Annotated in this window: 16 protein-coding genes and 1 pseudogene; 8 read left to right on the top strand and 9 right to left on the bottom strand. The window is 42.6% G+C overall.

Annotation, left to right across the window (positions count from 1 at the left end):
* The first annotated feature begins 12 nt into the window (after positions 1–12).
* Both ACN222_RS19500 and ACN222_RS19495 read left to right on the top strand, forming a co-directional pair.
* Entirely contained in the window at positions 13–507 is a 495-nt protein-coding gene (locus tag ACN222_RS19500; RefSeq protein WP_044521981.1) for an NUDIX hydrolase, read from the top strand.
* A 103-nt stretch (positions 508–610) separates the two neighbouring features.
* On the top strand, positions 611–1,438 hold the full coding sequence (locus ACN222_RS19495) for an alpha/beta fold hydrolase (RefSeq protein ID WP_010998039.1): 828 nt from the start codon (positions 611–613) through the stop codon (positions 1,436–1,438).
* Here ACN222_RS19495 and ACN222_RS19490 read toward each other — a convergent pair.
* Positions 1,426–2,250, bottom strand: a complete 825-nt coding sequence (locus ACN222_RS19490; RefSeq protein WP_010998038.1) for an SDR family oxidoreductase — start codon at positions 2,248–2,250, stop codon at positions 1,426–1,428. The genes ACN222_RS19495 and ACN222_RS19490 overlap by 13 nt on opposite strands.
* A gap of 93 nt (positions 2,251–2,343) precedes the next feature.
* Positions 2,344–3,174: a pantothenate kinase gene (locus ACN222_RS19485; protein ID WP_010998037.1), complete on the bottom strand. Its 831-nt coding sequence runs from the start codon at positions 3,172–3,174 to the stop codon at positions 2,344–2,346.
* Between the two features lie 109 nt (positions 3,175–3,283).
* Between ACN222_RS19485 and ACN222_RS19480 the strand changes: the two genes are divergently transcribed.
* The 5 genes and pseudogenes from ACN222_RS19480 to ACN222_RS19460 all read left to right on the top strand — a co-directional run bounded on the left by ACN222_RS19480 (position 3,284) and on the right by ACN222_RS19460 (position 11,866).
* Complete coding sequence (locus ACN222_RS19480) at positions 3,284–5,008, top strand: diflavin flavoprotein (protein ID WP_010998036.1); 1,725 nt, start codon at positions 3,284–3,286, stop codon at positions 5,006–5,008.
* A 170-nt stretch (positions 5,009–5,178) separates the two neighbouring features.
* Positions 5,179–5,763 (top strand): annotated as a pseudogene (locus tag ACN222_RS19475) (Rpn family recombination-promoting nuclease/putative transposase); the annotation flags it as partial.
* 163 nt (positions 5,764–5,926) lie between these two features.
* Positions 5,927–6,361: a hypothetical protein gene (locus ACN222_RS19470; protein ID WP_010998034.1), complete on the top strand. Its 435-nt coding sequence runs from the start codon at positions 5,927–5,929 to the stop codon at positions 6,359–6,361.
* Positions 6,362–6,418: 57 nt separating this feature from the next.
* Positions 6,419–9,475, top strand: a complete 3,057-nt coding sequence (locus tag ACN222_RS19465; protein WP_309295002.1) for a HEAT repeat domain-containing protein — start codon at positions 6,419–6,421, stop codon at positions 9,473–9,475.
* Positions 9,476–10,153: 678 nt separating this feature from the next.
* Entirely contained in the window at positions 10,154–11,866 is a 1,713-nt protein-coding gene (locus tag ACN222_RS19460; protein ID WP_190449643.1) for a diflavin flavoprotein, read from the top strand.
* A 139-nt stretch (positions 11,867–12,005) separates the two neighbouring features.
* Here the strand turns inward: ACN222_RS19460 and ACN222_RS19455 are convergent, their stop codons facing one another.
* Positions 12,006–12,746, bottom strand: a complete 741-nt coding sequence (locus tag ACN222_RS19455; protein ID WP_010998031.1) for a hypothetical protein — start codon at positions 12,744–12,746, stop codon at positions 12,006–12,008.
* Positions 12,747–13,277: 531 nt separating this feature from the next.
* Between ACN222_RS19455 and ACN222_RS19450 the strand changes: the two genes are divergently transcribed.
* Positions 13,278–13,442, top strand: a complete 165-nt coding sequence (locus ACN222_RS19450) for a hypothetical protein (RefSeq protein WP_010998029.1) — start codon at positions 13,278–13,280, stop codon at positions 13,440–13,442.
* 141 nt (positions 13,443–13,583) lie between these two features.
* On the opposite strand, the gene argH is transcribed toward ACN222_RS19450, so the two are convergent.
* From argH to trmD, 6 genes are all read right to left on the bottom strand, one after another.
* Positions 13,584–14,969, bottom strand: coding sequence for an argininosuccinate lyase (gene argH / locus ACN222_RS19445; protein ID WP_010998028.1), 1,386 nt, complete (start codon positions 14,967–14,969; stop codon positions 13,584–13,586).
* Positions 14,970–15,101: 132 nt separating this feature from the next.
* On the bottom strand, positions 15,102–15,308 hold the full coding sequence (locus tag ACN222_RS19440; RefSeq protein WP_010998027.1) for a hypothetical protein: 207 nt from the start codon (positions 15,306–15,308) through the stop codon (positions 15,102–15,104).
* Between the two features lie 173 nt (positions 15,309–15,481).
* Positions 15,482–16,270, bottom strand: coding sequence for a nickel pincer cofactor biosynthesis protein LarB (gene larB, locus ACN222_RS19435; protein WP_010998026.1), 789 nt, complete (start codon positions 16,268–16,270; stop codon positions 15,482–15,484).
* 81 nt (positions 16,271–16,351) lie between these two features.
* On the bottom strand, positions 16,352–18,139 hold the full coding sequence (locus ACN222_RS19430) for an ABC transporter substrate-binding protein (protein WP_010998025.1): 1,788 nt from the start codon (positions 18,137–18,139) through the stop codon (positions 16,352–16,354).
* A gap of 81 nt (positions 18,140–18,220) precedes the next feature.
* Positions 18,221–18,718, bottom strand: a complete 498-nt coding sequence (ispF, locus tag ACN222_RS19425) for a 2-C-methyl-D-erythritol 2,4-cyclodiphosphate synthase (RefSeq protein WP_010998024.1) — start codon at positions 18,716–18,718, stop codon at positions 18,221–18,223.
* Between the two features lie 10 nt (positions 18,719–18,728).
* Positions 18,729–19,487, bottom strand: coding sequence for a tRNA (guanosine(37)-N1)-methyltransferase TrmD (trmD, locus tag ACN222_RS19420; protein ID WP_010998023.1), 759 nt, complete (start codon positions 19,485–19,487; stop codon positions 18,729–18,731).
* Between the last annotated feature and the right edge of the window lie 447 nt (positions 19,488–19,934).

The raw sequence follows: 19,934 nt of genomic DNA, 5'->3' as shown, positions 1-19,934 counted from the left end.
GATATTTTTAGATTGAACGTTATTGCTTTTTTTAAATCACCAATCCAATCTACACGTAGTTTGTGGCGTATTGGACAAACGGTATTGGGTATTATATTCCGTCATCCCATTACGGGAACCAGTATCATCCCAATACTATCCGATGGTCGGATTGTCTTAATTCGTAGGCGAGACGATGGTTTATGGGCATTGCCCGGCGGTATGGTGGACTGGGGAGAAGATATTCCTACTACAGTCCGCCGTGAGCTTTTGGAGGAAACTGGCCTAGAATTGACAAAAATTAGGCGTTTGGTGGGAGTTTACTCTTCACCAGACCGCGACCCCAGAATCCATTCGATTTGTGTTGTGGTTGAAGCCGAAGTAGAAGGGAAAATGGACATTCAGGATACCTTGGAAGTCATGGAAATCGAGGCTTTTACCCCTAGTTCCCTACCCCAAGGGCCAATGTCTCATGATCATGCTCGACAAATACAGGATTACTTAAACGGATTAACAACGCTAGCATAAAAACTTATGTGAAATTTTGGGTTAAAGTTAACGATTCTGGATAAAGTCTGAATATTCTAATTAAGAATCGCAAATCCACAGAAAGATAAACACTACATTAAAAATGGATACGCTATTACGTAACGCCCGGAGAAAACTATCTCAAGGGCTATTATTCTGGCGTGAAGCTGGTGAGGGGATTCCTGTAGTTTTGTTACATGGGGCTTGGCATGAGAGTAGCCAATGGGTGGAAGTAATGGAATCGCTTTCACAGAGTTTTCATTGCTTTGCGCCAGATTTATTAGGTTTTGGAGAATCAGAGAAACCTAATATTAATTATTCAATTGATTTAGAAGTAGAGTGTATAGCTGAGTTTTTCCAAGCTTTAAAGCTAGAAAAAGTCTATCTATTGGGAGATTCACTAGGTGCTTGGATTGCCGCTAGTTATGCCTTAAAGTATCCGGAACAAGTCTATGGCTTAGTTTTGTTAGCGCCAGAGGGTGTAAAGATAGAGGGACAAGTACAAAATTGCCAGAAAATGCGGCAGTTAATTAAGCGATCGCCATTATTATTTAAAATAATGCGATCGCTCAGTTTTTTAACTAAGATTTTTGGGCTAGACAAAAAAATAGAACAAGATTGGCAAACACGCCAAATATTGCTGCAAAACCCTACAGCTGCCAAGCTATTATTTCAACGGCAGCAACCAGAAATCGAAGCAGAATTATTGCAAAGCTATTTATCTAAATTAGAAATCCCAGTGTTAGTTTTGCAAGGTGGCAAAGACACGCCAGATGCCTTAGCTAGAAGTCAGGTTTATACTAAACTGATTCCTCAAGCAGAGTTAAAGATCATTGCTCATGCTGAAAGTAACTTACCAGAATCCTGTGTTGGGCTTGTAGCTGGAGAAATTCGGGAGTTTATCACCAATTCCCAGTCCTATCCCTGCTGAATTTCCAGAGGACACATCGAGTCCATAATGGAAGCACCACCGTCCACATGAATGATTTGACCTGTAATAAAGCTAGCTTCCTGCATACATAAGAGCATAGCTGCATTAGCAATATCATCTGGAGTTCCCACCCGTCTCATGGGTGTCCATCCACTCTCATGCCAATTTTGAGTGGCTTCCTGTGCTGCTGTTGGTAAAGAACGCAAGACTCCTCCTTCCAAGGGGTTTGGTTCACCAAAGATAACTCCAGGGCTAATTCCATTAACAGTAATACCACGGGAACCAAGGGCAACGGCAAAATAGCGACAAAGCGATTCTAAAGCAGCTTTAGCCGTTCCCATTGCCATCCAAGGCTGCCAGCTACCAGTACGCCCACTTGGTGAATAGGTGATGGCGATGATTCTGCCTCCATCTCGCATCAGATTGGCGGCTTGTTGAGTTCCCAATAGGAAGGCCTGCGCTTGAGAATCCATAGCCGCACGCCAGTGGTCTAATGTCATCTTCATGGGAGAACTGTAGAAAGTTGCTAAGTCTGGTCTGGCACAATTGACAAAGATATCTAGACTGCCAAATTTATCCTTAACCTGACTAAACATCCGATTAATATCTTGAGGCTGTAAAACATCGGCTTGCACGATAAAGCCGTCTCCACCTTGTTCTCGTATTTGTACTAGGGTATTGTTCGCCGCTTCATCATTTTTGTGGTAGTGGATAGCTACTTTCACCCCTTGTTCGGCTAGTTTTAATGTGATTGCTCTACCGATACCGCGTGAGCCTCCGGTAACTAATGCGTGTTTACCGTTAAGCGACATCTCAAAACCTCATGTACATGACAATAATTTCAATCTAGTACGTAATAGAGGCTAATATGATTTCCTGGCGATGATAATACCTTAAATTTTCTGTTAAGCAACACCTGCTACTATTGTTTGCATACCCCAAAAAATTAGGTTTGGTTCCACTATTAAACGCGCTGCTAGGTCAGGATAGAGAGCTTGGAGGTAGTTTAATAGTAAGATGCGATCGCCTCCTTTAATTGCCACCTTCCCATCAGGAAATAGAGACAACCACTCTTCCGTAAAATCCCTCATTCCCGCTATTAAGGTATAAATCACACCGCTTTGGATTGCTTCTGTCGTATTCAGCGCAAAACGTGGAGGTAGAGACTTGATGGCTTCCATCTCTACTTGCGGTAATTGTCCAGTTTGTTGACCTAAACTCGCAAATTGTAAACCCACCCCCGGCAAAATTGCCCCACCAACCAAATTTTTTCCACCATCCGCAGCCGTGAAAGTTAGCGCCGTCCCCGCATCAATCACCAACACCGGAAAACCCCAACTCATCCCCGCACCCCACAAAGCCAAAGCCCGGTCAATTCCCAAGGTAGGATATATATTGTTAAGCGGTATCTGGTCTAAAGTAATTACGCGAACATTAAGGTAATTTTCCCAAAGAACAGTTTGCTGCGGAACAACAGAGGCGATGAAAAGAGGTAGGGGGCAGGGGGCAGGGGGAAGGGGGAAAAAAGTAAAGAAAATTTCCTTTTCCTCGCTTCCCACTTCCAATTTTGTCTCACCGTTACCTAACTGCTGTATAACTGACTCAGGTAGATATTCTGTATCCCACGTAAACTCAAGGGATTCGCCCATGAATAAAGCCCAATGTAGCCGGGAATTACCGATTTCCAAGGCTAACCACTGATTTTCTATGTGTTTTGCAGACTGCTGTGATATCACTTTTTTATATTTTTTAAGTTATCTATAGGTTTTTTAATAAAAATTTACAAATATTCCGTGTCACAATAAGACTAGAGGAATAAATACTCATTGTGTAAAGGAGAGAGTTATGGTAGCACTCACCGAGAAAACTGAAAAACGGCTCACCATACAGACTGCGGACATTGCTCAAGATACTACGGCAATTCGCTCTCTAGATTGGGAACGCGATCGCTTTGATATTGAGTTTGGTCTGCAAAACGGTACTACATATAACTCATTTCTCATACGCGGTGAGCAGATAGCCTTAGTTGATACGTCTCATGAAAAGTTTCGTCAACTTTACTTTGATACTCTGACAGGGCTAATCAATCCCACAGAGATCAATTATTTGATTATTAGCCACACTGAACCAGACCACAGTGGCTTAGTCAAAGATTTGTTACAAATGGCTCCAGAAATTACAGTGGTTGGCTCAAAAGTTGCCATCCAGTTTCTAGAAGATTTAGTACATCAACCATTTAAGCGGAAAATTGTTAAAAATGGCGATCGCTTAGATTTAGGTAACGGTCACGAATTTGAGTTTGTCATCGCCCCCAATTTACACTGGCCAGACACCATTTTTAGCTTTGACCACAAAACCCAAACCCTATACACCTGCGACGCTTTCGGAATGCACTACTGTTCCGATATTGTCTTTGATGAAGACTTAAAAACCATTGAACCAGACTTTCATTATTATTATGATTGCCTGATGGGGCCGAATGCGCGCTCGGTACTATCTGCCCTCAAGCGTATGGGAGAATTGCCAAGCGTGAAAATGATCGCTACTGGTCACGGCCCATTACTCTACCATAACGTTGAGGAACTCACCGGACGTTATCGCACTTGGAGCCAAAACCAAACCAAAGCAGAAACCAGCATAGGTGTATTTTACGTTTCGGAATATGGGTATAGCGATCGCCTAGCCCAAGCAATTATTAACGGTATTACGAAAACTGGTGTGGGTGTAGACGTTGTAGATTTGGGTGCAGCCGTAGATTTACAAGAACTACGCGAACTAGTTGGGCGGTGTACTGGACTGGTAATTGGGATGTCTCCGGCTGCTAGTGCTGCTAGTATTCAAGGCGCACTCAGCACCATTTTAGGGTCTGTTAACGAAAAACAAGCCGTAGGTATATTTGAAACTGGTGGCGGCGATGATGAACCCATAGACCCGTTATTAAGCAAATTCCGCAACTTGGGCTTAACAACCGCTTTCCCCGCCATTCGCATTAAACAAACACCCACGGAAAACACCTACAAACTGTGTGAAGAAGCAGGCACAGATTTGGGACAATGGGTAACACGCGATCGCAGCATCAAAGCAATGAAATCCTTGGGTGCTGATTTAGACAAAGCACTAGGGAGACTGAGTGGTGGCTTATATATCATCACAGCCAAAAAAGGCGACGTTTCCAGCGCCATGTTAGCCTCCTGGGTAAATCAAGCCAGCTTCAAACCCTTAGGATTTTCCATTGCCGTAGCTAAAGATAGAGCAATTGAATCACTAATGCAAGTAGGCGATCGCTTCGTCCTCAATGTATTAGAAGAAGGCAATTATCAACCACTCATGCGCCACTTCCTCAAACGATTCGCCCCTGGTGCAGACCGTTTTGAAGGAGTCAAAACCCAACCCGCCGAAAACGGCGCACCCATCCTCGGCGACGCTTTAGCATACATGGAATGCGAAGTAGTCAGCCGTATGGACTGCGGCGACCACTGGGCAGTATACAGCACAGTCTACGCCGGACGCGTTTCCAAATCCGAAGCATTGACAGCCGTTCACCACCGCAAGGTAGGTAATCATTATTAGTGAAACGCGACTCCATTTATTGCACTTCACGTGTCAGTTGTTAGTCGTCAGTTGTCAGTTGTGGAAATGATCTGGTCTAATACCCCAACCCCTAATGGGTGGTTTTTACATATCTTTGCCACTGACTACTGACCACTGACCACTGACAAAACTCTATCCCCTTGTGGGTAGAGTTTTTATATCATCGCTTTTTTACCGAGTCGCTAACCTATTTGTACCGTAATCAGTCCCAGTATGATGACTGGTATTGTGTGGTGATTTTTCCAACTCGCAGTCTGGAACCAAGGGACACAATAACTCATCGCATATTTTTAAACAGCGACCAAGTGCAGCGCATTTATTTGGATGAATTAGTTACTTCTGATACTCTGCCAATCAGCATCAACTTAATGCTGTTAACAATTGCATCCTCTGAAACAATGGCAGAGCAAGCCAAGCAACTAATTCAACGAGTAAAATTAGAAGAAACAGGTAGGCTACCAAAAAACGAAATCATCGAAATTATTACGACAATTGCTGTTTACAAGTTTTCGTCTTTGAGTCGACAGGAAGTAGAAGCTATGCTAGGAATAACTTTAGAGCAAACAAGAGTATATCAAGAAGCTAAAGCTGAGGGTCGAGAAGAAGGTCGAGAAGAAGGTCGAGAAGAACTGTTGAAAGTTGCTGTCCCACTGTTACTAAAAACTGGGATGAGTGTAGAACAGATTGCTCAACAATTTAATATTGCTGTGGAATCTGTAGAGAAATACAGATAAGATTACCTTTGATGAGTCATGGCGATCGCACTTTATCTTACCTAATAATTGACTAAACAGCCGCCAAGAGCGATCGCCTTCACATTTGGCGTATCAGTAATATCACCACTAGAATATATACAGACAAATTTTGACGCTATTTTAGCCTATTTATAGTGGATATATGACCATTGAGAGCTTATTGATTGCTGTAGCTACCGTATTTTGGACTAAAGCACAAGAGAAAATCGGCGAAAACATTGGTGATGTTTTATGGAATGCTCCTGGTCAGTTGATAGAGTTGCTACGCCGAAAGAATCAAGCACCATCTCTTACCAGTGATGAACCGGAGAGATTAGATTACGGTCAAGCAGTGTTAGAACTGACACAAGCAGCACAAGACCCCGAAATTGCTCAAGCTGTCGTGGATGTAGAAGCAGTAGTTAATAATGACAAGTCTGAGGCCGCTAAGGAAATTAAAAAGTTAGCAGATGAAATCAAGTCACACCCATCAGTTGTTAAAAATTTTACTAAGATGGCAGAGACAATAAAAGCAGAGAAAGGTGCTACAGTTGCTCAAAATATCGAACATTTCACACAAAACAATACTTACAACTGACCGCAGTCGTCTCCAGGGGAGGAGGGGACAAAGTTAACTCCCGATGACTGGCGTGAAATCTGTTGTGAAATAATTGCAGAACGGCGCAAGCTGACTACAAATCCTCTGACATCAACGGAAGGCGTAACGCTCCAAGTTGATGATGTTTATGTACCACTGGGATTAGTTGAGCGTAAAAAACAGCCTAAGCCTCAAGGTGATATTTCTCCAGAACAGGGTTCAGAACTGTACAAGGAGACAGAAATCACCAAAACATTTGAGCATGATGCTTTTTTAGAAGAAGTTCTCAAACAGAAGAACACGCCTAAAAGTCAAGGTAAGCGAATTGCAATTATTGGTGAACCAGGTGCAGGAAAGACAACACTCTTACAGCAGATTGCTAATTGGGTATCTCGTGAGATTCCCCAGTCGATTGTCATTTGGGTATCTTTAGCAGATTTGCGAGGAAAGGAACTCAAATCTTATCTGTTGGAAACTTGGTTGACTCAGGTGGCTGAGAAAGTAGATAAAGCTGAAGCCACTAAGCAACTAAAGGAGAATTTTGTTGCTTTATTTAAGCAAGATAATGTGTGGCTGCTGCTAGATGGGTTAGATGAAATGTCTGCATCTAATCCTCTAACAGAGATTGCACGGCAATTTCGTGAAGCAGGGTTAATTTCTCAAGCGCGAATTGTGCTGACTTGTCGAGTTAATCTGTGGGATGGCAGCATTAATGCACTTGATGATTTTGATACCTATCGCAGTTTAGATTTTTCTTATCCAGAACAGGTAGAGAAATTTATTCACAGATGGTTCGCTGCTATTCCCGAAACTGGAAAGCAGTTATGCACTGCTCTAAAAGAATCAGGTAAAGAACGGATTCAGGATTTAGTAAAAAATCCTTTGCGGTTGACGCTGCTGTGTTTAAATTGGCAATCAGGAGATGGCAAATTACCCGATACTCAAGCGGGACTCTATCAGCAATTTGTTAATGACTTCTACAAGTGGAAAAAAGAGGAATTTGCTACAACATCTGACCAGCATCAGCAACTCAATATCAAACTAGGGGAATTGGCTAAAGCAGCAATAGATAAAGAAGCAACCCGTTTTCGATTGCGGCAGGATTTTGTTAGTCGGTTTTTGGGAGATGCTGAAGATGAAAAATCACTGCTGAAATTGGCACTAAATCACGGCTGGCTGAACCGTGTAGGGATAGATACAAATAGAAAACCTGTTTACGCTTTCTTTCATGCTTCATTTCAAGAGTACTTTGCTGCTAAAGCTATCAATGACTGGCATTTCTTTCTCAACCACGTTCCTAATACTCCCAATCAAGGAACTTATCGCATTTTTGAACCGCGATGGAAGCAAACAATATTACTTTGGTTAGGGCGAGAAGAGGAAAACCTCAAATGGCAAAAACAACAGTTTATCAATGCTTTAGTTAGTTTTAAAGATAGATGTGGCAAGCGGAATAGAGAAGATATAGATAAAGGATTTTATGAATATCGCGCCTATTTTTTAGCCGCCGCAGGAATTGCAGAGTTTAAAGGTTCTTATAGAGACAATGAAATAGTAGCGCAAATTGTCAAGTGGAGCTTTGGTTATTTAGATAAAAAGAAAGAGTGGAGCAGCTTTCCCAAAGCAATTGAAGAGGAAGCTAGATCAACATTACAAAAAATCAACCGTACAAAAGCGATCGCAGCTTTGTTGCAACTCCTGCAATCAAAGAATGTGAAAAACTACACCCGTTGGCAGGTGGCAGAAAGCTTAGGGAAAATCGGCAAAGGCAATGAAATTGCGATTACAGCTTTGTTGCAACTTCTGCAATCAAATAATGTGGATAACGGCATCCGTTGGCAGGCAGCAGAAAGTTTAGGGAAAATCGGCATAGGTAATGAAAAAGCGATCGCAACTTTGTTGCAACTCCTGCAATCAAAGAATGTGGATGACTTGACTCGTAGCCTAGCAGCACATAGCTTAGGGCAAATCAACCCTGGCGATGAAATTGCCATCGCCGTCTTGCTACAACTGGTGCGATCAAAGAATGTGGCTGTGTTGACTCGTAGCCTAGCAGCACATAGCTTAGGTCAAATCGACCCAGGCAATGAATTTGCAATCGCTGCTTTAGTGCAACTACTGCAATCAAATAATCTGGATGACGACACCCGTAGTCAGGTAGTATACAGCTTAGGTCAAATCGACCCAGGCAATGAAATTGCAATCGCTGCTTTAGTGCAAGTGCTGCAATCACCTGATGTAGATAAATACACCCGTATGTCCGCAGCATCAAGCTTAGGGAAAATCGACCCAGGCAATAAAGAAGCGATCGCTGCTTTATTGCAACTGCTGCAATCAAAAAGTGTGGGTGACTTCACTCGTAGCCTAGCACCAGATAGCTTAGGGCAAATCGCCACAGGCAATGAAAATGCGATCGCCGCCTTGATGGAACTGCTGCAATCAACTACTGTAGATGACTACACCCGTAGGCTGGCAGCATCAAGCTTAGGGAAAATCGGCATAGGCAATGAAAATGCGATCGCCGCCTTGATACAACTGCTGCAATCAAAAAGTGTGGATGACTTGACGCGTTGGCAGGCAGCAAAAAGCTTAGGGCAAATCGGCGCAGGCAATGAAAAGGCGATCGCTGCTTTGGTAAAATTGCTGCAATCAAATAATCTGGATGACTCGACCTGCCAACGGGTAGCAGAAAGCTTAGAAAAAATCGACCCAGGCAATGAAAATGCGATCACTGCTTTGGTAAAATTGCTGCAATCAAAAAATGTGAAAAATTACACCCGTAGACAAGCAGCAGAAAGCTTAGGGAAAATTGGCACAGGTAATGGAAAAGCGATCACTGCCTTGATGCTAGTCGTACTATTAAATCATGTGGATGACGACACCCGTAGTCAGGCTGCATTTAGCTTAGGGAAAATTCTACAAGACAATAAGTATTTCTTTGAGGCAGTCAAAACTTTAAGTGGTTATCGGCGATTGTATGGTGATAACTACGATTTAGCCTGGGAATGCGCCCAGAATATGCCTTACTCCAAATTCTATCAAGCTTGGCATCAGCATGATATTACTACTCGTACAATGCAAAGCTTAAAGCAAATCCTCTTCAGAATCATTTAAGCACTTTTACAACAGTGACGTTACAAATCAAGTTCTTGTGGTAACAACAGCTTGTTCATTTGTTACCAACACAGAAACAGACGTTACGAATAAAGTTTTTGTCGTTACCACAGCTTGTCCGTTCGTTACGAACACAACTTGTGTCGTTACGAACGTTTATCTATTTGTGGCAAATGCTTATGTTGTCGTTACGACAGCTTAAGTAAAACTTATAAATCAAAGCATCGTGTCATCTCACCAGAGTTCATTTGCGTTTGCGGATTTTTTTCTGGCGCAATAGTCATAGGATGGATACGGCATCGAGTATGGTTTTATTTTAACAGCGTTGTTTGAGGCGATCGCTTTTTTAATAGATGATGTAGGGTGCGTCAGTGTCAGAAAACCTCACTACACCAAGAAATTATTCATACTGACGCACTCTACTAAAACTATAATCGCTCTCAGTGGACAGAAATAAGCCTAGCGGAGTGGAAAGACGCGATTAATCACGAGATATCGGGAATAATTACCCTGCCACAAGCCTACTCTTCTAACAAAAGTGAAGATTATCTTATCCATAATAAATACCGCAAATTCAAACAAACAAATTAGGCTTTAATTGTAAATGTGTAGTTATTTGTAGCAATTGCCGTTTAATTGCTAAAAAATGTTTAAAAACAAAGCACTTATTTAAAAACTATGTCACAAACCAAACCACGAGACGTTCAAGTCCTACCCATTGGTACAAATACTACAGTACTGCGATCGCGCAGTTGGACAAGATTAAGATTTGAAATTGAGTATGCTTTAGCTAAGGGAACCACGGCTAACTCTTATTTAATCCAAGGTGATAAGCTGGCTCTGATTGACCCGCCAGGGGAAACCTTCACGCAGATTTATCTGGATGCGTTGCAGAAACGACTAGATGTCACAGAAATCAATTATGTTATTCTCGGTCACATTAACCCCAACCGTGCGGCTACCTTAAAAGCTTTACTAGAAATAGCACCACAAATTACCTTTGTCTGTTCTAATCCAGGGGCGATTAATTTGCGTGGGGTGCTAGAAAACCCGGATTTACCAATGCTGATTATGCGGGGTGAGGAAACCCTCGATTTAGGGAAAGGGCATAATTTACAATTCATCCCCACACCTAACCCCCGCTACGCCGATGAATTATGTACCTACGACCCCCAAACCGAAATTCTCTATACAGATAAGCTATTTGGGGCGCATATTTGCGGCGACCAAGTATTTGATGAAGGTTGGGCAACAATCAACGAAGACCGCTGTTACTATTATGATTGCTTGATGGCTCCCCATGCCAGGCAAGTGGAAACAGCTTTAGATAAACTTGCCGATTTCCCTACACGCTTGTATGCAACTGGTCACGGCCCCTTGGTGCGTTACGGCTTAATTGAACTTACCCACGCCTACCGCGAATGGAGTCAACAACAAACCTCTGCTGACTTGACAGTCGCATTGATTTATGCGTCAGCTTATGGAAACACAGCGACATTGGCACAGGCGATCGCTCGTGGTATTACTAAAGCTGGTGTCGCGGTAGAATCAATTAACTGTGAATTTGCCGACCCGGAAGAAATTCGCGCCGCAGTCGAAAAATCTGCTGGTTTTGTTATGGGTTCCCCCACCCTTGGCGGTCATGCACCCACACCAGTGCAAACAGCTTTAGGTATAGTTTTATCAACCGCCACCAATAACAAATTAGCTGGCGTGTTTGGTTCCTTTGGCTGGAGTGGTGAAGCGGTTGATTTAATTGAAAGTAAACTCAAAGATGCCGGTTATAGATTTGGTTTTGACTCTATTCGCGTCAAATTCAAACCCAACGAAGTCACCTTGCAAATGTGCGAAGAAGCCGGAACCGACTTTGCCCAAGCCTTGAAGAAAGCCAGGAAAGTCCGGACTCAAAGTGTACCAGCCACAAATGTAGAACAAGCCGTGGGACGAATAGTCGGGTCACTTTGCGTTGTTACCGCCAAGCAAGGGGAAATATCCAGCGCCATGTTAGCCTCTTGGGTGGCTCAAGCCAGCTTTAATCCGCCTGGCTTAACCATCGCCGTTGCCAAAGACCGTGCAGTAGAAACGCTGACCCATACCGGGAATAAATTTGTTCTCAATGTTCTAAAAGAGGGTAATCACCTGGGATTGATGAAACACTTTCTCAAACCATTCGGCCCCGCACAAGATAGATTCGCTGATGTGGCGACAGCCGAAGCTGAAAACGGTAGTCCTGTACTGCAAGATGCTCTAGCATATTTGGAATGTTCAGTCCAAAACCGTATGGAATCAGGCGACCACTGGCTGGTTTATGCAACTGTAGAAAATGGCAAAGTCCTAAATCAGGACGGTGTTACAGCCGTGCATCATCGCAAATCAGGTAACCATTATTAAAGACTGTTTTAATTACTTTTTGGATTGAACTAAGCAGTGTTAATGAAGAGAAAAACACTGTAATTTGTATTTTGAAAAAAAGGTGATACAACCCTGACAGCAAAATTAAACCTACAATTCGTAATTACGAATTATCAACTCAGCTACAGTTAACTGCTGAAGCTGAACTTACGCTTCTTAAGTTGGCTGCAAATGCAACTGTGTATTTAAAAGGTGATGTACCAGAACAATTCATGCGAGTTTTATCACGACGGCGAGGAGACCACCAGGAATCAGCTTTCACCGTCAAATTTGTGCCATTCCATGCCAGACTAGTAACCGCCAAAGAGTTACTTTTACCATCCATCTTGATAGCAGATAGATAAGTCGCCGAGGTAACACTACCATTGCTGGGATTAATCCGAGCGATTACCGCCACTTTTGCACCGCCACCTCGACCATAGCTAGTCAACCAACCTTGAGTAGCAAAACGACGAAAATCGTTGCCTGTTTGAGTACCTGTAGAAGTGAAAACACCATACAGATTACTTCCTCCATCCCAATACAATCCGTAGCCTGTACCGTCGTCCCCTGTAGTTTCATAGTCACTACGACACCATGTTCTAAAACCATTATCAAAACGGATAATGCGTGGGTCTTTGTTATTGGATGATACTTGCTGATAACCGATGTAAATATTTGTCAGTCCAATCGTCACCTTAGGACCTTTTTTGGCCTTGATAGTCGCCTCAGAGTCATTGCAGGTGAAGGTTACAGCCTTACCAACAGATGATTTGATAGTCGTTTGGGCAATAGCTGAAGGAATTGCTAAATCAGTTCCCAAAACTGCGGCTGAAGATAAAACAGCCAGATACTTTGACCATTGGCGATATTTAATCATTTAACCTGTCCTAATTATTTTCAAAAAAGAATTTAAGAGTCAGGAGCCATAAGTAAACAGATAGTCTGTCGCCGCCAGCTATCCTAACTCTTATGGGTTTAGAGTGTAAAACAAGACCTTAACATAATTTTCACAAAAGGCAAAACTTTTTATAGTTTGCTATTTTGTATTGATATGCAAGCTTCTCAAAACGCTTATATATGATTTTACACAGTATTTACACTTAAGTGTTTTACGGGCTGTATCTGAGTGTTGATAGTTTTATCTCAGTAATTAATTCCTCTCATACCCCGCTTTTTTATCCTAAATTCAAGGGTTTCAATCCCCGACTCCAACTGTCTTTAATTTTGAATTTTGAATTGTTAAGGCTAGTTGCCATTGACACAACCAAATTAAATGGGGTAGGATTGTATGCTGTTCAAAGATTTATGACAGCTAAACTAGGCCAGAGCTTTATCAATAACGTTTGTGGCTGATATTCTCTAAAAAATGCCTAGCAGCCATTTTTTGTTGTTTATTAACGAGGTGAATATGGCAAAGCGCCGTAACCCGAAAAAAGAAAAGGCGCTACGGAACCAGGCATACGCCAGAAAGTTTCGTAAACGGACTACAACGGGAAGAATGCAAAGAAGGTTCCAACAAAGAACACCTAAGAGTGAGGAAGAAGAAGGCGCAGCAGCAGTTGATGCTGAATAATTCGTCTATTCAGATTTTGATTCTTTAAGTGTTTTGTTTTTTAGGGTGTACGTCTTGTACACCCTTGTTTTTTATTCCGCTTTGCGTGTCAGTTGTCAGTTGTCAGTTGTGTTTGGATGTACGCTAATAACCCCTACACCCCTATTCTCCAATTTCCTTACGCGCCGCGCTGACGGCTTTACTCACCTGGGCAAAACCAGTACCACCGTAACTGTTACGTGCAGCTACAACTTGACGAGGGGAGATGGCTTCATAAATATCGTCGGCAAATTTTGGGTGTATTTGTTGCCATTCTTCTAAGGTTAAATCCTTTAAAAGTTTGCCAGCAGCAATACTGGTTTTAACGACTTTACCCACGATATTATAAGCTTCGCGGAAGGGAACACCCCTGGCTGCTAGATAATCTGCGACATCGGTAGCGTTAGAAAAATCTTGTGTGACAGCTTCAGCTAGGCGCTGAGTCCGAAATTCCAAGCCTTCCTGTAGCAAGATTGTCATGGCTTCCAGACAAGCCTTAACTGTGTTAACGCTGTCAAATAAACCTTCTTTGTCTTCTTGCAGGTCTTTGTTATATGCCAAGGGTAATCCTTTCATGATTACCAACATTGCTTGGAGATGACCAAATACACGCCCAGTTTTTCCCCTGACTAATTCCGGTACGTCGGGGTTTTTCTTTTGGGGCATAATGCTGGAACCTGTTGCACAACTATCTTTGAGGATGACGAAGCGAAATTCTTCCGATGCCCAAAGAATAATTTCTTCAGAAAGACGGCTGAGGTGAACCATAATCAGACTAGCCGCACACAAAAATTCAATGGCAAAATCGCGATCGCTCACTCCATCCAAGCTATTCTCGTAAATACGCTCAAACTGCAACAATTCGGCTGTGTAGTGGCGGTCAATGGGAAAAGTCGTACCAGCTAAAGCACCACACCCCAAAGGCGAAATATTCACCCGGCGATAAACATCCCCTAAGCGTTCCCAGTCCCGTTGTGCCATTTGGAAGTAAGCCAACAAGTGATGAGCTAAACTCACAGGCTGGGCGCGTTGTAGGTGAGTGTAACCAGGAATTAGAGTTTCCACGTTTTTTTCAGCTATATCTAATAAGACCCGTTGAAATTCCCGTAATTGGGTTTTGATTTGTAAAATTTGGTCACGTAGGTAAAGTCTTGTATCCGTACCGACTTGATCATTACGCGATCGCGCAGTATGTAATTTCTTACCTACATCTCCAACAATTTCTGTTAACCGTCGCTCAACTGCAAAGTGGACATCTTCCGCATCGATACCAGGTTGAAATTTGCCCTGGCGATATTCTTCACGAATTTGTTCTAAACCTGCAACTAGTTGTTCTCCTTCTGCCGGCGAAATAATCCCCGTATGCGCCAACATCTGGGCATGAGCTTGAGAGCCTGTAAGGTCGTATTCTATTAATTCTATGTCAAAACTTATACTGGCATTAAAAAGAGCGATCGCTGGATGTAGAGCAGATTCAAATCGCTGACTCCAAGTTTGTTTTTCGGTCATAAATACAAGGGGACTGGGGATTGGGGGACTGGGGGCTGGGGATTGGGTAAATTTTCTTTCTCCTGCTCCCTAACCTTTCAGCTTACTATTTATCGTTATTCCCTACTCCCTACCCCCTAGCCCTCACTATTGTCAACCGTACTTAGTCAGGTTACGGAACATATAGCCAATAACTAAACCAATCAACAGCGCCCAGACTTGACCTGTCTGGATAAAATGATTCCAGGTTTTTTGGATCTGACCAACAACGTTAGGGTCGGTCACATTCTGCGCCAGCATAGGGAAATTAACAGAAAAATACCCAACAGTCTCAAATATTAAATCGTTAAAGTAGTTCATCTGAGGTAACTAAGGTAAAGCCTAGAGGTTGGAAATTATTTTCAAACCCAAAATCCATGTAAAAATTTTGAATTTTGCGGAAAGTGGGCGGTGTCGGTTTCCGTCCCGCCCAACTTTCCAAGACGAATTTTGAATTTTGAATTTATTTCCCCCAATTACCTTGATGTCATAACTCAAGATTCTTGTGATGCCAACCGCAATTTCTCGGCTGTCCGCAAAATTTGCCCAGCCAACACGGCTGCACCAAAACCATTATCTATATTGACTACGCCTACACCAGCTGCACATGAATTGAGCATTGTCAATAAAGGTGCTAAACCGCCAAAACTAGCACCATAACCCACACTAGTAGGCACAGCAATTACAGGACAACTAGCTAAACCAGCCACCACACTGGGTAACGCGCCTTCCATCCCCGCGACGACAATCAACACTGATGCTGATTCAATCAGATGGCGATTACTCAGCAAGCGATGAATCCCTGCAACACCCACATCCCAAAGACGCTGTACACGAAAACCAGACAGTTCGGCTGTCACGGCTGCTTCCTCAGCCACGGGTAAGTCAGCAGTACCCGCAGAAAGAATACTGATAATTCCTGCAAAGCGTGGTTCGATAGTCGGCGGAATGATAGCGCAAATTCTTGCCAATTCGTAGTAACGTAAATCTCTAATTTTTGGTTGCAATAGAGTATAAACGCTTGGTTCAATGCGGGTAGCCATCACTACCGGATTGCGCTGACGCATCACCTCCATAATCTGCACAATTTGTTCTGGTGTTTTACCTGGCCCCCAAATTACTTCTGGGAAACCAGTTCTCAGATGACGGTGATTATCAATTTTGGCAAACTCACCCACAGGTTCATAGGCTAAGTCTTTGAGAGAGTGTAAAGCCTTATCTGGGGTAACTTTACCATTGGCAACCGCCTCTAGGAGCGATCGCAAAGCTTCAGGTTGAGTCACGGTAATTTTGGGTAATGTGGTGATGGGTAATGGGTGATGGGTAATGGGTAAAAGTTTTCTTGCTTACCAATTACCAATTACCTACTTAACTATTTTGATTTCGTACAAGTTCCAGAATGCGCCACCTAGTGCTGAGAAGCGAATACCTGCAAAGCGATCGCGTACTGCGGATAATGAATATGGATTTACCAAGTAAATGAATGGTAAGTTCTCTTGAGTGATTTTTTGGGTTTCGGCATAGATTGCTTTACGTTTGGTTTCGTCTAACTCTCTAGCACCTTGAATGTAGAGTTGACCGATTTTCGCTTCCCACGGTGCTACTTCCCAACCTGTAATGGGCTTTTGTCCTGCTTGGGGCTTTTGGTTAAACATATGTAATCCGCCTTCAGGATTCCAGACATTAGCACCATCATTTGGTTCTAAACCGCCAGTCAAACCCAGCATGGAAGCTTCCCAATCTAAAGTATTCGCCAGCTTGTCTGTATAAGTATTCCATGCCAAGGGTGTAAAATCTACCTGTATGCCGATTTTGCTCAAATCTTGTTTAATCTGTGACCCCATTGCCTCACGAATTTTGTTACCAGCATTCGTCAGCAGTGTAAAGCGGACTCGATTACCTTCAGAGTCTAATAACTGATTTTGAGCATTATATTTAAAGCCCGTTTTCAATAACAATTGCTTGGCTTTTTCTAAATTGTAATCGTAAACCTTTAACCCTTCTTCGGGCGACAGATAATAAGGACTTTGTACAGAAATTGGGGAATTTTGCGTTTGACCCAAACCCCGATAAATATTATTAATCATCGTTTGGCGGTCAACTGCATAAGCCACAGCTTGACGAAACTCTACTGTATTAAACCAACGGGATTTTACCGGATCAACTAATGGTTTACCGTCTCTTTTACCCTTATTCAAGTTAAACAATATAAAAGTTGTCCCAGCCGCCGGGCCGCCATTATATATCTTAAAATTACCTTGCTTTTCTTGCACCTTCAGCAGAGAAAAGTAGTCTGGGGAAACACCAATACTATCCAAACCACCAGAACGAAACTGTAGTAACGAGGTATCTGTTGATTCGACAATTTGCCAGACCAATCGTTCAATATAAGGTTGAGATTCACCTTTTGGGCCTTTACGCCAATAGTAAGGATTGCGTCGGAAAACTACACGTTCACTGGTGTCATAACGCTCCAATTTGTACAAACCATTCACGACAATTTGGTCTGGCGGTGTATCTACCCCCCATTTTTGTAAAAACGTGGGCTTACCCTCACTATCTTTGGTTTTTATAGATTCTCGTAGTGCATGGGCTGGTAAGATTGCCGCACCTGTCGCACTGCGTAAAAAAGGCGCGAACGGTTCGGGAACAGCAAACTCAACTCGACGAGTATCAACTTTTCTCACAGTTGGCAATTTCCGACTTTCACCAATCCTCATAATATCTCTGATATCTGTAGGAATGGCTTCGTTAAAGTAAATGTCATTGTAAGTAAATACAACATCATCTACAGTTAGTGGTTGCCCATCCGACCACTTTAAACCCTCACGAAGAGTAAAAACAATTTTTAATTTATCTTCAGAAATCGTCCAAGATTCTGCTAAAGCTGGCTCGACTTCACCAGTATCATAATTTTCGCTAATTAACCCCTCATAAATCAACCCAAAAACATTAGGTGATTCCGAACTTAAAGGATAGTTGAATGTTTTAGGATCACTGAGAATACTAGTTACTAATTGCGGTATCTGAGCAGCCGAGCTTCTAAAGTTAGATGGGTTACAAGCTGCAACTGTAACTGCTGTAAATGCAGCCAGAATTATGAGTATCCAAAAACGCTTAATTAAGGAAATGAGATTATTTGTATATGGCATAAATTTAGATGCACTAATAGTTGATTTAATATTTTAGCTATGTTGCATTTTTGCCTGCATTCTCCATCCTCCAATTTTGAGTTAACTAATCTCATCAGAACTTACCAGCAAGACAACAGCATAAGCACAAATACCCTCTTCTCGTCCCACAGGCCCTAATTTCTCATTAGTTGTAGCTTTGACACCAATTTGATTTGGTTCTAATTGCAAAATATCGGCTAGTTTGTCACGCATGGTTTTAATGTGTGGTTTCAATTTTGGACGTTCTGCAACTACTACCGAGTCAATGTTACCTATACGCCAACCTTGAGTGCGGATTAACTCATTTACCTGACTTAACAAAACTAAACTATCTGCCCCAGCCCATTGGGGATCAGTGGGGGGGAAATAATGACCAATATCCCCCAAAGATAATGCCCCCAACATGGCATCCATAATGGCGTGAGTGAGGACATCAGCATCACTATGCCCCAATAAACCAAGTTCATGGGGAATGTGGACACCACCCAAAATCAAAGCGCGATCGCTCACTAATCTGTGAATATCGTAGCCGTTACCAATTCTTATACTCATAGTCATTAGTCAGTTGTCAGTCGTCAGTTGTTATTTCTCCCCCTACTCCCCCTGCTTCCCTTGCTCCCTGCTCCCTGCTCCCCTGCTTCTTCTCCTGTTGCCATTTTTCTAGCAAATCAGGGCGGCGATCGCTTGTTCTTTTAATCTGTTGTTCATAGCGCCATTGGGCAATAGCGGCGTGATTTCCAGATAACAAAACATCAGGGACTTTCCAGCCGCGAAAGTTTGCCGGACGGGTGTACTGGGGATAATCTAATAAACCTTCCTCAAAACTTTCCGCAGTCAGGGATTCTGTTTTGGCGACAGTTCCAGGTAACAATCGCACCACACCATTAATTAATGCCATTGCCGGAATTTCTCCCCCTGTGAGGATGAAATCTCCCAAAGATACTTCACGGGTGACTAAATGTAATACCCTATCATCTACCCCTTCGTAATGCCCACAAATTACTACTAATTGCTCATAATTGCTGACCAATTCTCGTAATAGCGGCTGATTAATTGTTTGACCTTGGGGACTCATCAAAATAACTTCTCGGCGCTCTAAAATCGGCAGCGACTCTACAGCACTAAAAATTGGTTCTGGTTTCATCAACATCCCTACACCGCCACCATAAGGTTCGTCATCTACCTTGCGGTGTTTATCTGTAGTGAAATCTCTGGGATTTACCAAATTCACTTGGGCAATCTGTTTGGCAAGAGCTTTACCCAGCAGGCCAGAGCTAAGAACTGAGGTAAAACAGTCAGGAAAAAGTGTAACTATATCAAAACGCACAGTAATTCGTATTCGAGAACACTAATCTTAGATTTGAATGACTATCAAACACAAGATGCTTACACAGGGTAAAAGTACAGATGAGCTTTCACAATAGTATCTAAAAGTACTAGAACTATTGCTTTTTCTTGGGATCAAAAGTTTTTCTAATTACTTAATTTATGTTTAAATATTGTGACAACTACCATTTAAATAAATAATCTAACCAGGTTAACAACTTACAGGATGCGTCGAGCCAGCCTCAGAAAATGTGTGTAATGACCTGCTCACTCTTAGCCCAGATGGGAAAACTAATTCCTAGCGCCAGAGGGGAACCTGAACCCCAAGCACTAATGAGCCAGTCTGGAAAAAGTGGACAGGTGAAGAACAAGGCGCTGGCTTTGGGGACACGGGACATACAAATCATGAGGCTTTGTGTGTATATGTTGCAGTGTCCTCAGGAAAAAA

It is taken from the genome of Anabaena sp. FACHB-595, from assembly GCF_048568275.1.
GTDB lineage: Bacteria > Cyanobacteriota > Cyanobacteriia > Cyanobacteriales > Nostocaceae > Trichormus.
The sequence above is the reverse complement of the archived record's forward strand: the minus strand, read 5'-3'. Positions and strand labels throughout refer to the sequence as shown.